At 69.1% G+C, this 15,021-nt stretch carries 13 protein-coding genes; 5 read left to right on the top strand and 8 right to left on the bottom strand.

The genetic code is table 11. From position 1 onward, the window contains the following. On the bottom strand, positions 1–1,205 hold a 1,205-nt coding region (locus VFS34_17635; protein ID HET9796269.1), incomplete at its 3' end, for a beta-ketoacyl-[acyl-carrier-protein] synthase family protein. A gap of 74 nt (positions 1,206–1,279) precedes the next feature. Further along, entirely contained in the window at positions 1,280–2,491 is a 1,212-nt protein-coding gene (glp, locus tag VFS34_17630) for a gephyrin-like molybdotransferase Glp (GenBank protein ID HET9796268.1), read from the bottom strand. Between the two features lie 33 nt (positions 2,492–2,524). Between glp and VFS34_17625 the strand changes: the two genes are divergently transcribed. Next, positions 2,525–3,301, top strand: a complete 777-nt coding sequence (locus VFS34_17625) for a DUF4388 domain-containing protein (protein ID HET9796267.1) — start codon at positions 2,525–2,527, stop codon at positions 3,299–3,301. Between the two features lie 7 nt (positions 3,302–3,308). Then, positions 3,309–3,629, top strand: a complete 321-nt coding sequence (locus VFS34_17620; GenBank protein ID HET9796266.1) for a zinc ribbon domain-containing protein — start codon at positions 3,309–3,311, stop codon at positions 3,627–3,629. On the opposite strand, the gene VFS34_17615 is transcribed toward VFS34_17620, so the two are convergent. Then, the gene (locus tag VFS34_17615; GenBank protein ID HET9796265.1) at positions 3,626–5,929 is read right to left on the bottom strand and encodes a hypothetical protein; all 2,304 of its coding nucleotides are present in this window, start codon (positions 5,927–5,929) and stop codon (positions 3,626–3,628) included. The two genes, VFS34_17620 and VFS34_17615, sit on opposite strands and share 4 nt — an antisense overlap. Before the next feature lie 38 nt (positions 5,930–5,967). Between VFS34_17615 and VFS34_17610 the strand changes: the two genes are divergently transcribed. Next, a complete protein-coding gene (locus tag VFS34_17610) occupies positions 5,968–6,285 on the top strand; it encodes a cupin domain-containing protein (GenBank protein ID HET9796264.1) in 318 nt (105 codons plus the stop codon). A gap of 408 nt (positions 6,286–6,693) precedes the next feature. On the opposite strand, the gene galU is transcribed toward VFS34_17610, so the two are convergent. Beyond that, a complete protein-coding gene (galU, locus tag VFS34_17605; GenBank protein ID HET9796263.1) occupies positions 6,694–7,560 on the bottom strand; it encodes a UTP--glucose-1-phosphate uridylyltransferase GalU in 867 nt (288 codons plus the stop codon). Between the two features lie 75 nt (positions 7,561–7,635). Between galU and VFS34_17600 the strand changes: the two genes are divergently transcribed. Next, positions 7,636–9,399, top strand: coding sequence for a hypothetical protein (locus tag VFS34_17600; protein ID HET9796262.1), 1,764 nt, complete (start codon positions 7,636–7,638; stop codon positions 9,397–9,399). A 64-nt stretch (positions 9,400–9,463) separates the two neighbouring features. Continuing rightward, positions 9,464–10,411, top strand: a complete 948-nt coding sequence (locus tag VFS34_17595; protein HET9796261.1) for an AraC family transcriptional regulator — start codon at positions 9,464–9,466, stop codon at positions 10,409–10,411. 71 nt (positions 10,412–10,482) lie between these two features. Here the strand turns inward: VFS34_17595 and VFS34_17590 are convergent, their stop codons facing one another. The 4 genes from VFS34_17590 to VFS34_17575 form a co-directional block, all read right to left on the bottom strand. Beyond that, positions 10,483–10,911 (bottom strand): TPM domain-containing protein, encoded by a 429-nt coding sequence (locus VFS34_17590; protein ID HET9796260.1) that lies wholly within the window; start codon positions 10,909–10,911, stop codon positions 10,483–10,485. Positions 10,912–10,921: 10 nt separating this feature from the next. After that, positions 10,922–11,716 carry a TPM domain-containing protein gene (locus VFS34_17585; GenBank protein HET9796259.1) on the bottom strand — a complete coding sequence of 265 codons (795 nt, stop codon included), beginning with the start codon at positions 11,714–11,716 and terminating at the stop codon, positions 10,922–10,924. Positions 11,717–11,747: 31 nt separating this feature from the next. Further along, positions 11,748–12,395 (bottom strand): LemA family protein, encoded by a 648-nt coding sequence (locus VFS34_17580; GenBank protein ID HET9796258.1) that lies wholly within the window; start codon positions 12,393–12,395, stop codon positions 11,748–11,750. 198 nt (positions 12,396–12,593) lie between these two features. Next, a partial coding sequence (locus VFS34_17575; protein ID HET9796257.1) for a hypothetical protein occupies positions 12,594–15,021 on the bottom strand: 2,428 nt, incomplete at its 5' end.

The raw sequence follows: 15,021 nt of genomic DNA, 5'->3' as shown, positions 1-15,021 counted from the left end.
AAGGCGATGCAGTTGCAGAGGGCGGCGTCGAAGCTCGCCTCGCGCGCCGCGTTCGGGACGTAATCGAGGTCGCAGTCCGGGTCCGGGGCGCCGAGGTTGATCGTGGGCGGGAGGAATCCGTCGCGCATCGCCAGCAGCGTCGCCGCGACGCCCGCGGCGCCGCAGGCGCCCTGCGGGTGCCCGATCATCGACTTGATCGAGGAGCCCGGCACCCGCCCGGCCGCCTCGCCGAACGCCTTGCGGACCGCGCGCGTCTCGACGCGGTCGTTCAGCTCCGTCGACGTTCCGTGGTAGGCGAGATACCCGATGTCCGCCGGCGAGAGCGCGGCCTCGGCGAGCGCAAGCTGCATCGCCCGCGCCGGTTCCTCTCCCGACTCGTCGAGGCGGATGCGGTGATGCGCGTCGCAGGTCGCGCCGTAGCCCCGGATCTCTCCGTACACGCGCGCCCCGCGCGACCGCGCCCGCTCGAGCTCCTCGACGACGAACATCCACGAGCCTTCGCCCAGGACGAAGCCGTCCCGGTCCGCCGAGAACGGCCGCGACGCTTCGCCCGGCCGGTCGTCTCGCGCGGTCGAGACGACCCGCATCAGGATGAACCCCTCCATGATTCCGCGGACGATCGTCGCGTCGACGCCGCCGACGAGCGCGATCGAGGCGTCGCCGTGCTTGATCGAGCGGAACGCGTATCCGAGGGCGTCCGTGGAAGACGCGCACCCGGTCGTGATGACGTGCGAGGCGCCGCGCAGCCCGAATCGCATCGAGAGCTCGGAAGACATCGTCCCGATCGTTCCGGTCGAGATCGTGTGGGCCGACGCCTTCCGCTGCTGGCCCGTGTAATAGAGGTGATACATCCGTTCCGCGAACTCGATCGCCCCGCCTCCCGTTCCGAGGATCACGTTGAGCTCGCGGGACTCTTCGAGGGTCAGGCGGCTCGCGTCGATCCCCGCATCCTCGAGGGCTTCGGTGGCGGCCGCGATCGCCATCGGGACCGCGCGGGAGAGGCGGGCGACCTCCTTGGCCGGCAGGTGATCGGTCGGGTCGAATCCCTTGACTTCCGCGGCGATCGTGACCGGAAGGCCTTCGGGATCGAAGAGGGAGACCTTCCCGACGCCGGAGCGTCCCGACCGGATCGCCTCGGCGAAGCTCTCCCGCCCGATCCCGTTCGGGGAGACGCATCCCATCCCGGTGACGACCGCACGGCGCACGAAACCCCTCCGCGTCTCCGATTCTTGCACGCGCGGCCCCCCGCCGAGCGCGCCTTCACGAAACCCGATCCTTTTCAGGAAAGGGGAGGATCCCGCGGCGCCGCGCTCCCCGGGGAGAGGGGAAGGCATCGCATCGGCTCACCGCCCCGCCACTGCCCGCCCTCGGCCGGGAGGACGAGCAGGGCGTTCCGGCGCGCCTGGACGCGGACGTCGTGGCTTCCCCGGGAGACGAGCGGAGCGACGACCAGCCCCCCCTCGACCGAGGAGAGGACGGCGTCTCGATAGATCTCGCGCCCGGGCTTGGAGCGCACCGGAGAGGCGAGGCGCGCGACGACGTACCGGTCCCGGCGGATCCCCTCGAAGCGGTCGAGGGCCGTCTCGACGAAAACGGCGAACGTCGTGAGCGCCGAAACGGGATTTCCGGGAAGGCCGAACCAGAAAGTCCGCTCGCGGCGTCCGAACGCGATCGGCATGCCGGGTTTGACCGCGACCCGGTGGAAAAGGAGGCGGAACCCGGCGCGCTCGGCCGCGTCGACCGTCCGGTCGTAATCGCCCGCGGATACGCCGCCGGTCGTGAGCACGAGGTCCGCGTCTCGCGCCGACTCGAAAAATGCCGTCAGGAGCCCGAGATCGTCGGAAACGGACGAAGACGAACGCGCTTCGATTCCGCGCCGGACGAGAGCGGCCGAAAGGGCGGGGCCGTTGCCGTTCCGGATCTGCCCGGGCGCGATCGGTCCTCCGGCATCGACGAGCTCCGCGCCGGTGGCCGCGACCACGACGCGGGGGCGCCGCACGACGTCCACCGGATCGACGCCGGCGGTCGCGAGGAGCAGGATCGATCCGGGCGACAGCCGTTCCCGCCCCTCCAGGAGCACGTCGCCGGGCCGGAAGACTTCCGCGCGGCGTCGAATGTGCGCTCCGGGCTCCGGCACCGACAGCGCCCGGAGGATTCCGGCGGAGACGTCCGCCTCCTCGACGGGAACGACGGCGTCCGTTCCGGGCGGGATCGGGGCGCCGGTCATCACCCGCACGGCCTCGCCCGGCGAGAGCGAGGCCATGGGCGCGGCTCCCGCGGCGATCGTGCCGGGACGGTCGCGCCACTCGGGACCGGCTCCGCCGACGGCATAGCCGTCCATGGCGGTCGTGTCGAACGGCGGATATTCGACGCCCGCGACGACGTCCGCCGCGAGCACCCTCCCCTCCGCCCCGGAGAGGGGAGCCGGTTCCGCCTCGAGCGGGGCGACTTCGCGGTCGATCCGCTCGATCGCCGCCGCCACGGTGAGCACGCCGGGATCTTATAGAATCCGCTCTCATTCACCATGAGCTCGAAGTTCCAGTACCGGGGGGACCTCGCGGCGACGCCGCTTCCGAAGGTCCTGGCGACGATCCACCGGTATCGCGTGCCCGGCGTGATCACCGCGCGTCGCTCCGACGTCGTCAAGAGGGTCTTCCTCGACGCCGGCAAGGTCGTGTTCGCGACCTCGAGCGACATGGAAGACGCCCTCGGCGCGTTTCTCGTCCGGCGCGGGCTGATCACCACCGCTGATCTCGAGGAATCGGGGCGGCGGATCGCCTTCGGAGCGAAGCGCCAGGGCGAAGTCCTGATCGACATGGGCGTTCTCTCGCCCGCGGTGATCGCCACGGCCGTTCTCAGCCAGGTGTCGGCGATCCTCTGGTCGATCTTCGACTGGGATTCCGGCGAGGTGACCTTCGAGGTCGGCCGCTTCCGCGCCGAGGAGAAGATCCAGTTGGATCTTCCGATCGATCGGGCGGTCCGGGAGGGCGTCCTGAAGGTCGCCAACCCGAAGGCCCTCGTCAAACAGCTCGGCCCCTCCTGGACGATTCTCGAGCCGGTTCCGGACGCCATCCCGTCGGCCGACCTCTCGGAGGACGAGCGGACGTTTCTCTCGTTCGTCGACGGGAGGACCGCGTTCGTCGACCTCTGCCGCAAGGGTCCGGGCGACGCGGCGACCAACGCGCGCCTGCTTTTCCTCTTCTTCTGCCACGACCTCATCCGGCGGAAACCCGAGCCCGCCGTCAAGAAGCTCCAATGGCGCACGCACTCGGGAGGCGGCGCCGCGGAAGGACAGGGTTGATCGTTCGATGCCCCTCTACGAATACCGCTGCGAGCACTGCCGGAAGAAGACCGAGGTCATCCAGAACTACAGCGAGAAGCCGCTGAAGATCTGCCCCCACTGCGGCGAAAGGAAATTGAAGAAACTGATGTCGGCGCCCGCGATCCAGTTCAAGGGCTCGGGCTGGTACGTGACGGACTACGCGGGAAAGTCCGGCTCGGATCGCGGCGGCGAGTCGAGCGAAAGCGCCTCCGAGAAGGAGGACAAAGCCGGGAAGGCGGCGGAAAAGAAGAGCGAGAAGCCGGCGAAACCGGAGAAGCCGGCGCGGAAGGGCGCGAAGAAGGACTAGATTTTCCTCGCCGAAGCGAGCGCGATCACGGAGATCCCGAGGAGGCTCGCGAGCGCACCGGCAATCCCCCCCGGGACCCGTTCCCTCCAGGAGACGCGATGCGTTCCGGCCGGCAGACGCAGGGCCGAGAGCGCGACCCGCTCCGGGACCGCATTCGCCGGCGCGCCGTCGACTCTCACGTCCCGGAACGTCCACCAGCCCCGCGTCACGCGCAGCCAGCATCCCGACGGACAGGCGACCGCCGCCTCGAATCCGTTCTCCTCCTCGGCATCCGAAACGATGCGTCCCGGAGCGTCGGTTCCCTCGCGGCTCCTTCCGGTTTCGAGGATCGCCGTCGAAGGAGGAATCGCGGCGGAACGCACCTCGGATTCCGCGGCGGCCGCCGTCGGCAGCTCCTTCCAACCCGACGCGATGGAAAGGCGCGGAACGGCGTCCGGAATCTCGTCGAGGACCACGTCTCCCGCGCGTGCCGCGGGGACCGTCCCGGCGAGCGCCGGAGCGTCCGGAAACCGGACGATCCAGCGGATCGAGTAGCCCGCGAGAAATCGGGCGACGTCGCCCGGCGAGCGCGCGAGAACGTCGAAGAGGTCGCGCCGGACGAAGGCGTGCCCCGCGAGATCCGAGGCGTCCGGGTCGCTGTTCAGGACCGAGGGCCTTCCCCACAACGAACCGGCGAAGGCTCGGAGCGCGACCTCCGGCGGGCGGTCGCCGCGGCGGCCCCGCTCCGCGTCGCGGGACCCGGCGATCGGAAAGTACATCGCCTGCGGGAGGAACGAATAGCGGGCGGCGGGGTCGAGGCCGCGGAGCGCCGCGATCGCGGGGGGAGCGCCGAGGACGTCGGATTCGGGCGCGGTCGCGACGATCCGGCGCGTCGCGAGCGTGACGTCGGCGGCGACGAGGAGGAGCGCGGCCGCGGCGAAGACCCGCCGTCCCTCGGCGCGCGCGAGGAGGAGCGCCGCCGCCGCGGCGAGGGCCCAGTGGAGGCTGCCGGAAATAAGCGTCCGGGGCAGCTCCCGCTCGACGAGCGAGGCGGCGGCGCGGCCGTCTCCCGTCCAGGCGAGGACCGCGCGCGCCGCGGCTGCCGCGAAGAGCCGCGCGGCGAGCCCGATGCCCAGGAGAGCGGCGGCGACCGCGGCCAGGACGCCGGCGATCCGCCGGTTCGTCTTCGCGGCGTCCCACGCGCGCGCGGCCCACATCGCCATCACGAGGACCGCGCCGAGCACGAATTTCTCCGGATAGCGGAGCGCGATCCTCGTCGGAATCGACAGCATCTCCCGGGGCACGAAGACGGCGGCGGAGGCGAGCAGGACGCTCGCGCCGAACGCCAGGCGAAGCGCCCGTCCGCGGCGGCGGTCGCCGAAGCGGGCGGCCGGGAGGAGGACGGCGGCAGCGGCGAACGCGCCGCAGAAGAGAGTGGCGAAGTATCCGCCGGGACGCCCGTCGAAGAACCGTCCTCCCCACGTCTTCCAGGCGAGGAACCCGGTCGGATCGCCGAAGGGATAGGGAACGATCCATTCGAGGAGACGCGCGGGAGAGAGCGACCACTGGAGCGTCGCGAGCAGGCGGAACCGCACCTGCGCGCGAAACGTCTCCGGAAGATAGAGGAACATCGGAACGAGCTGGATCGCGGCCGCCGCGACGGCCGCGGCGCACGCGCCCGCCGACAGCGCCGTGGCCCGGAGACGACGATCCGGCTCCGCGGATGCGGCGAACGCGAAGAAAAACGCCGCGCAGAGTAAGAGCGTGAAGGGTTCACCCGCCAGGATCGCGAGCGCGAGGAGGGCGGCCGCGGCCGCCGCCCGTCGGGCGCCGGGGCGGTCGGCCAGGCGCAGCCCGGCGAACGCCGCCCACGGCATCAGCGCGGCGCCCGGGAGCATGTTCGAGAAGAGCACGGTCGAGAGGAACGGACCCGAGAGCGCATATGTCGCCGCCGCGACGAGCTCGCCGCCTCTCGAAACGCCGAGGGCGCGCGCGAGCCGCATCGCGCCCCATCCGGCGAGAAAGACGTGCGCCACCAGATAGAGCTTGAATCCCGCCGCGAACGGCAGCGCCGCGGCGAGCAGCCGGAGGGGATAGAAGACCCCGGCGTTCGGATTCGGAAGGAGCGGTTTCCCGCCGGAAACCTCCCCGAACCAGAGGGGCAGGCGCCCCGACGCCCACGCGCGGTGCACCGCGCTTTCGAGCGGCAGGAAGTAGCTGTTCACGTCGCGCCCGAAGATCATCACCGGAAGGAAGAGGAGGTCGGCGAACAGCAGGACGACGAGCCCGAGCCAGAGGAGCGCGGGATCGAGCCGTTTCATTGCGGCGATCGTATGCGAACCCGCGGGATAATGACGCCATGGAGAGGGGCCGCCGCGAGGCGTGGGACCCGCGCGACGGAGAGATGACCGAGCGCCGGCTCCGCCGCGCGATGGAGCACGAGGGCTTCGAAGTGGCCGTCTATGCGTACCGTCCCGGCACGGCCTTCGACTGGCACTCCCATGCCGAGGAGAAATGCGACGCCGTCGTCGAGGGCACGTTCCGGATCGAGCTCGAGGAGGGATCGGTCTTCGATCTGCGCCCCGGAGACCGGCTCTACGTGCCGGCGGGAGCCCGCCATCGGGCCGAGGTCGTCGGGGCGAGGACGGTGATCTCGCTCGACGGCACCCGCCGCTGAGGGGTGGCCGGCGCGGCGATGCATCGAGCCGGCCGGGCGCGTGCCGGCCGCGTCTCCCTGCGACGTACTGCTTGAGTACGCCTCCGGTCGCCGCAGCCGGCCCGCATCCCGGCGGGCTCGCGCCTGGCCGCGCCTCAGCGCTGGTTGAAATTGTCGCGGGCGTTCTTCAAGTCACCCGAGGCTGGCGCGGCGATGCATCGAGCCGGCCGGGCGCGTGCCCGCCCGACGTCGGCACGACGTACGCTCACGGTACGCCTTAGCCGTCGCCGGGCGACCCGCATCCCGGCGGGCTCGCGCCTCGGCGCGTCTCGTCGTGGTCGCCCGGTGAGGCCATCCGACCCGGATCGCCAGGCGGGCTGGCGCGGCGATGCATCGAGCCGGCCGGGCGCGTGCCCGCCCGACGTCGGGTCAGCGGAAGAGACCGGCGAGATACTCGCGAAACGAGGCGCCGAGGTCCTCGCGCTTCAACGCGAGCTCGACCGTCGCCTTCAGGAATCCGAGCTTGTCCCCCGCGTCGTAGCGCTTCCCCTCGAAGGCGTAGCCGTCGATCGGGCGGCGGCCGAGAAGCGTCTTGAGAGCGTCGGTGATCTGGATCTCTCCGCGGTGGTCGGGCGGAGTGCTCGCGAGGATCTCGAAGATGTCCGGCGTGAGGATGTACCGGCCGATGATCGCCTGGTTGGACGGCGCCTTTTCGGGAGCGGGTTTTTCGACCATGCCGGTGACTTCCGTCAGGCGGTCGTCGATCTTCTTTCCCGAGACGATGCCGTACATCGCCGTGTCCTGGCGCGGGACCTCGCAGAGCGCGAGGACGGGATTGCCGCGCCTTTCGAAGACCTCGATCATCTGCCGCAGAGCGGGACGCTCGGCGTCGATCACGTCGTCGGCGAGGAGGACCGCGAACGGCTCGTCGCCGACGAGCTGGCGCGCCTGGAGGATCGCGTGGCCGAGACCGAGCGCCTGCTTCTGACGCACGTAGGCGACCTCGATCATCTGCGAGATCTCCTCCACCTCCGCGAGGAGGTCTTCCTTGCCGCGAACGCCGAGGAGCGTCTCGAGCTCGAAGGACACGTCGAAATGGTCCTCGATCGCGTTCTTTCCGCGGCCCGTGACGAGGAGGATCTGGTCGAGCCCGGAATCCCGCGCTTCTTCGACGGCGTACTGGATCAGCGGCTTGTCGACGAGCGGGAGCATCTCCTTCGGGAGCGCCTTCGTGGCGGGGAGGAACCGCGTGCCGAGGCCGGCGGCGGGGAAGACGGCTTTTCGGATTCTCTGCACGGCGGCGAGGATAGCAAACGCCGCGCCACGACACATCGCGGCCCGGCGCGCGCGATCCGGGTTAGAATCGGCCTGGTGACCCGTCGCCTCCTCCTCTTCTTCGGCTTCCTCGCGTACGGCGTCGTGGCTCGCGCCGGATGGGTCCGCGTTCCGGTCGCCGGCGCCGACGTGACCGCGATCGCCGTCGACTCCTTCCGCCCGGACTCGGTCTTCTGCGGGACGTCGCGCGGGAACGTCTACCGCTCGATCGACGGCGGGCGTTCGTGGAATGCGACGCGTCCCGGCAACCAGTTCCCCGGCTACGTCGTCTCGACGTTGAGGACCGACGTTCGCACGCCCGGCCGCCTCTGGGCCGCGCTCTCCGGGACCGGACGGGGGGCGCTGCTCGCGGTCTCCGACGACGACGGAGCGGAATGGACCGTTCTCGCGCGCTGGGACCGGTCGGTCGACGCGCGCGCGTTCGCGCAGTCGCCGGGGAACCCGCGGCTCCTCGCCTGCGGAGGAGACGACGGGGTGTTCCTCTCGCAGGACGGGGGACAGAGCTGGAAGCCGACGGGAGAAGGAGTTCCGGGCCTTTCGCTCGTGCAGTCTCTGGCCTTCGATCCCGCCGACGCGACGACGCTCTACGCCGGGACGTATCGCCAGGCGTTCCGGACCCGCGACGCCGGACGCACGTGGTCGAGGATCGCCAACGGGATGGTGCTCGACGCGACCGTGTATTCGTTCGACTTCGATCCGCACGACGCTTCCCGCGTATGGGTGTCCACGTGCGGCTGGGTTTACCGCTCGGACGACGGGGGGGACCGCTGGACGCGATTCACCGCCGGTTTCACGAACCGGCGCACGCCGGTCGTCCATCTCGATCCGAAGTCGCCGAACGTGCTGTACGCGGGGACGGTCGGCGGACTGCACCGCTCCGACGACGGCGGGAAGAGCTGGTCGCGAATCTCGCGGGAAACGCTCGACGTGTCGGCCCTCGAGGTCGATCCGCGGACCGGACGGCTCTATCTCGGATCGCTCGGCGAAGGGATGTTCTATTCCGACGACCGGGGAGCGACGATCGTTCCCGCCTCCGGAGGCCTCGACGAGGCGCGCGTGCCGGCGATCGCCGCGGATCCGGCGCAGCCCTCGCGCATCCTCTTCCTGCGCGCGTACGGCGGGGCCGGGTCCGGCGTGTGGGAGGCCTCGGGAGCGGAAACGCGCCAGGTCTCCAGCGACTCGCCTCCGGGAGCGTTCGCGCTCGCGGCCTCGATCATCGACGGGCGTACGGTGTGGCTCACGGCTTCCGCCTCGAGTCTTCTCGTTTCGGACGACTCCGGCCGGCGATTCGCGGCCGCCGCGCGGCCTCCGGAGGGACGGATTCTCAAGCTCTTCGGCTCGCCGCTGCCGGCGCCCGTCGCCGTGACCGACCGCGGCGTCTTCACGACCGCGGACGGCTCGAACTGGCGGCGCGTCGAGGGCGTCTCCGGGGCGCCGCTCGACGCGGAGGTCGTCTCCGATGCCACGGGGCGCCCCGAGCTCGAGGTGCGCACCTCCTCGACGACGTTTCGGGGGACCGCCCGGTTCGAGATGAGCCGCCGACCGCTCCTCTCCGGCGGGATCTATCGGAAGTACGACGCCGAAGCGACGGCGCATCCCTTCTTCCGCTACGACGTGCGCGAGAACCTCCTGACGATCCGCCGCGGCGCGGAGTCCGCCTCTCTCGAACTCCCGCGCGGCGAGCTTCAGGTCTCCGACGCGGTGATCGCGGGAGACGGCAGCCTGTACCTTTCGACGATGGGCGACGGCGTCTTCCGTTACACGCCGGACAACATTCGAGCGAGCTCCGGCGGCAGCTGAACCGATCGCAACATTTCGATAGCTCTTCCGTAAGGTTCCCCGGTACGTTGGCGAGGGTGAACCGGTGAGCTTTTCGGCAGGTTCCTCCGTGATCCCGTTGGCTTCGGCCAACGCCTATGCCGTCGGCGTGGCGATCGAGCCGCTCCGGGCGACCGAGATCTTCCGCATCGGCCGATGGCGATGCGTGGTCGGCGCCTCCGAATCGACGGCGGTGCAGTCGCAGCGCTGGCCGATGATCTCGTTCACGCACGTCGGCGCGTTCGTCGTGCACTCGGGCGCTCGCTCCGCGGTCATCGATCCGACGTGCACGCTCCTCATCAATCCCGGGTCGCCGTATCGGATGAGCCGCCATTTCGGAGAGCGTTCGCACGGCGCCTACATCCTCGTTCGGCCGGACGTTTTCGCGGAGATCGCGGGGGGCGAGGGACCGGGCGCCGCCTCCGGGTTCGCCGAAATCGAAGGGCCGAGCTCGACCCGAAGCTATCTCCTCCACCGCTCGCTGCTCGATCGGATCGGCTCCGACTCCCGTCCGGATGCGCTCGAGGTCGACGAGATGGCGATGGCGCTCGTCGAAGCCGCGTTCCGGCCCTCTCGCCGGCCGCCCGACGCGATTCCGCGCCGCCGCCAGCGGGCACGCATCGACCGTGCCCGCGCGGTGATCCTCGAGAACTTCGCGGCGCCCCTCAAGCTCGACGACATCGCGAGGGCGGTCGGGCTGTCTCCGTTCCACCTCTGCCGCGTCTTTCGCCGCGCGACGGGGCGGACGCTCCACCAGTACCGGACGGCGCTCCGCCTCCGGATCGCCCTCGACCGGATCGTGGACCCGGAGATCGACCTCGCCGCCCTTTCGCTCGAGCTCGGATATTCGAGCCACAGCCACTTCACCGCCGCATTCCGGAAGGAGTTCGGCGTCAGTCCCTCGAAGATCCGGGGAAGGGAAAAGGCGGACCAGTTCCGCCGTCTCGTTCGGGACTGGCCCTCCCCGCCGACCGAGGTCGGCGACTCGAACTGAAGCGGACTCGCCGATCCGGCCCCGGGATGCCGGATCTCCGTGTGGCCTCGGGCCGCCGTCCCACCCGCCGGCTATTTCTCGTCGATCTCGTCCGGGAGCTCGTTGACGCTGCGTTCCCCGCGCGGGAAATGCGCGGCGAGGGCGGCGCCGGCCGTGTCGACCGTCGCGACGATGCCTCCGGCGAAGTCGCCCTTTCGGAAATGTTCGCTCATCGCAGCGGCGGCGTCGCGCCAGAAGTCGTCGCCGCATTTTTCGTGGATTCCCGAGTCGCCGAGAATCGCGAAGTTGTGGGAGCGCGGAGCCACGAAGATGAGCACGCCGTTCTTCTCGGCGGTCGCGGTCATGCCGAGCTTCTCGAACACCTTTCGTCCCGCCTCGATCGGATCCTTCACGGCCCGGTGATGGAGATGCACGCGGATCTGTCCGGAGCTCTTCGCCTCGGCGTCCGAGATCGCCCGGATGATCTTCTCGTGGTCTCCGGCATCGAGCAGGCTCTTCATCGGCTTCTCCTCACCAGCTGCCGGACGATCCGCCGCCGCCGAAGGATCCTCCGCCCCCGGAGAAGCCTCCTCCGCCGCCTCCGCCCCAACCCCCGCCGCCCCAGCCGCCTCCGCCCCAGCCGCCCGTCCACCATCCGCCGCCGCCGTACGTTCTCCATCCACGGCGGCGGAAGAAGAGCGGGAATCCGAAGAAGAGCAGCAGGACGCCGATCGTGACGCAGTTGTTGAGGTTTCCGGAGGATCGTCCCGCCGGCGGCCGGCGCCCGCTCGCGTGGTACTCGCCGCGCGTCGCCTGCATCATCGCGTCGACGGCGGCGTCGATGCCGGCCGCATACCTTCCCGCCTGGAACTCGGGAGCGAGGCGGTCCTGGAGGATGTCCTTGCAGAGCGCGTCCGGCAGGGACCCCTCGAGCCCGTAGCCCACTTCGATCCGCGACTTCCGGTCCTTGACGAAGATGAAGAGGACGGCGCCGTTGTCGAGTTTCTTCCGGCCGACCCGCCACGCCTGCGCGGTTCGAACCGTGAAGTCTTCGAGGGACGGTTCCGGGAGCTCGGGGAAAACGGCGACGACGATCTGGGTCGACGTCTGCTCGTCGAAATCCCGGAGCTTGGCGTCGATCCGCGACGCGTCGTCGCCCGAAACGAGGCCGGCGCCGTCGTTGAAGTAGTGCGCCGGCGGGGGCGGGATCGCGACGTCGGCCCTCGCGCCGGGGGCCGACAGGAGGCCGAGCAGGACCGCGGCGGCGATCCCGGCGATCGCCGCGCCGAGGCGCGAGGGGGAGCTTCGGCTCCGTCGGCCGTTCACGTCGTGGCTTCCGGGTGAGCGCGAGGCGCGTTCAGCGGGTCGTCGCCGGCGCCGTCGTCGGCGCGGTTCCCGTCCCGAAGTTGAAGTTCACTTTCGGCGCGGTTTCTGCTCCCGGCTGCGCGTGGAAGTACGCCTTTTCCTTGAACCGCGAAAAGAACCCCGCGATCATGTTCGTCGGAAACGAGTGGTAGCTCGTGTTGAAGTCCTGCGCCACCTCGTTGTATCGCATCCGCTCGACGGTGATCCGGTTCTCGGTGCCCTCGAGCTGCGCCTGGAGGTCCCGGAAGTTCTGGGTGGCCTTCAGCTCGGGGTAGCGCTCGACGACGACCATGAGGCGCGACAGCGCCGAGGTCAACTGCCCCTGCGCCTGCTCGAATTTCTGGAACGCCTGCGGGTCGTTGACGAGCTCGGGCGTCGCCTGGATCGAAGTCGCTTTCGACCGCGCTTCGATGACGCTGTCGAGGGTCGATTTTTCGAAGTTCGCCGCGCCCTGGACCGTCGCGACGAGATTCGGGATCAGGTCCGACCGCCGCTGATAGACGTTCTCCACCTGGCCCCACTGCTGGTTGACCGCTTCGTTCTTCCGGTTGAGCGTGTTGTACGTTCCGGCGAACGAGAGGCCGACGATCACGAGAAGAATCAGCGCGATGGCCGCGCATCCGAGGCCGAGTTTTCCCATTTCGTTCCTCCGTCGGCCTATTGTACGTAAACGCGGAGGGGGTGTTTCCCGTATCTACCGGCAGATCTCCTCCTTCCCGGCCGCGCCCAGGGGCGCGGCCTCTTTTTCGGGGGCCGGCGCGAAACTCCGTTCCTCTCGTTGGACGAAAAAGCCCCGCCGGATCGCTCCGGCGGGGCGAGAGAGGACCGGGAATCGGGATCAGAAGCTCAGGCGAGCTCCGAACCGAAGGGTCCGCGGCGCCTGGATCTCGAAGATCTCGTTGGCGGTCGCGTCGTTGGACCCGGCGGTCCCGGTGGTGGTCGAGGCGATGATCTGCCTCTGCAGGATGGTGTTCGCGTTGAGCACGTTGAACACGTCGAGAGAGAGCGTGAGGTCCGCCTTCTGGAAGAGCGGCAGAACCTTCTCGACCCGCATGTCGAGCTCGTACAGGTTCGGGTTGCGATGGTCTGCCGGATTGCCCACGAGGACGTTCTTGAGCCCGCGCACTCCCAGACCGTCCGGTGTCGCGACCTGGATGTAGTACGGGAGCGGATAACCCTGGCGGCCGTAGAAGTTCGCCGCGACGTTGAAGTTGAGCGGGAGCTGGTAGAGGCCGCTGACGTTGAAGTTCCACTTGCTGTTGATGAAGACGTTGCTGAACGCGCCGCTGTTGGCGGCCCCGCCGTACCAGGTGATGCCGGACCCGCAGGTCGGACCGGTCGCGCTGACCTGGTTCGTCGGATCCTGACAATCGGCCTTGTTCTGGCTCTGTTTCCAGTCGTTCCAGGTGAAGGAGCCGTGCGCCATCCAGCGGTTCGTGAGCCTCTTCGTCAGCTGGAGCTCGACGCTGTCGTAGCGCACCGAGTAGCCGGGCGCGTTGGTCAGGAGATGGCCCCCGGTGAAGTCCGCCGGCAGGGTCGCGCTGTAGTAGGGATCCGAGTTTCCGAGGAACTTCCCGTTCCAGTCGTAGGCCGGGTCGCCCGCGCTGACGAGCGAGAAATCGGCCTGCGTGATTCCGATGTACGGGGTCCAGACGAAATCCGTCCGCTTGCGATAGGTATACGAGAGGCCGGCGACGAATTCCGGAGAGATCTGCTGGTCGACACCGACCATGAATTCGTCCGTTTTCGGCGCCTTGACGCCCCGGTCGATGACGTTGGACGAGGCGAACGGATTGTCGGGGTTGACGTTGAAGCTCCCGAGGTAGTCGCCGAGATCCCCCGGCTGAATGACGTGATTCCCGGCCGCCGCGTGCGCGTAGTAATTGGCGTTCGGGACGTAATAGAGATACGAGTAGCCGACCGGGTTGTCGTAGGTGACGAAGGCCTGGCTGAGCTGATCGGCGAATCGGGCATAGGACGCCCGCACGAGGGTGCTCTTCTGCGCGCCGATGGCGTAGGTGAGGCCGATCCGCGGTTCCCAGTTGGTCCACTTGATCTCGGTGGCGCCTCCGGCGTAGGTGAGGCTCGGCAGGCACGGATTCCCCGACGCGGGGTCCGCGGGAATCGAGGAGTTGCACAGAGTGTCGTTCCAGGGGCGCCCGGCGACCGTGCTGCTCAGGTTCTTTCCGTACTGGTCGTCGTACCGGAGACCGAGATTGGCCGTCAGGTTCGACACGGTGATCGTGTCGGAGAAGAACGCGTCGATGTACTTCGAATTCGACGAGGTGTTCTTCGGCCGGGTGAGAACCAGCGTTCCGTGGCCGGCGCCCTTGGCGCTCTCCAGCGCGAGATCCCCCTCTCCGGGCCAGGTCGAGTTCGACTTCAGATCGACCGAGCGGTAACCGAACCCGAACTTCAGTTCGTGGCCCAGCGCGCCGGTATTGAAGAAGCCGGAGACGTTCGCGGTGGCCTGGTGCTGCGGCCGGTAGGTCGAATAGAAGAGGTAGGAGTTCTGCCAGATGCTCTGCGGATTCCGGTATGCGGTGACGTTTCCACCCTCGGGGGTCAACCCGAAGCCGCTCCCGACGTAGTTGTAGGAAGCGTCGACCACGAGGTTCGGCCCGAAGACCTGGGAGTCTTCACCCTTCCAGATCGACGTCGGGCCGGCCTGGTCCCACGACGTCGACTGGGGCCGGGTCGGGCCCGAGTTGCGCCCGAACTTCAGCTTGTCGCCGCGGAAGTAGAAGCCGGTCATCGAGTTCGACTCGATCGGCTGGACGTTCAGCTTGCCGGCGAAGTCCTCGAGGGTCGTCTTGTCGGTCGTGCCGGACGCCTGGATGAGGTCGATCTGGTTCCTTCCGTAGCTGCCCCAGAGCCAGGCCTTGTCGGGCCAGAGCGGTCCGCCGGCTTCCACACCGTAGTCCTGGAGGTTGTAGATGCGGTTCTGCGTGGCGCTCTTGCCCAGCGCGGCCTGCTGTTCGCGGTAGTCCGTGCGGGTATTGAACGCCTCGAGCTGGTGCGGCGTGTCGAAGACGCGGGCGGACCCGTGCACTTCGTTGGTGCCGCGCTTGGTCACCATGTTGAGCGTCACGCCCGGGACCGCGACCGACGGATCCGTGCCGCCGGTCGTCGCCTGCATCTCCTGGAAGGCGTCGAAGTCGTAGTACGTCGGGGACGATCCGGTCGCCGCCATGTCGGTGATCGTCACGCCGTCGACGTTCCACGCGTTCTGCGTCGCGTCGGTGCCCTTTCCGACGTAGTTGTCC

Source organism: Thermoanaerobaculia bacterium (assembly GCA_035717485.1).
Taxonomy (GTDB): domain Bacteria; phylum Acidobacteriota; class Thermoanaerobaculia; order UBA5066; family DATFVB01; genus DATFVB01.
Note: the sequence above shows the minus strand (reverse complement) of the source record. Positions and strands in the feature narration are given on the sequence as shown.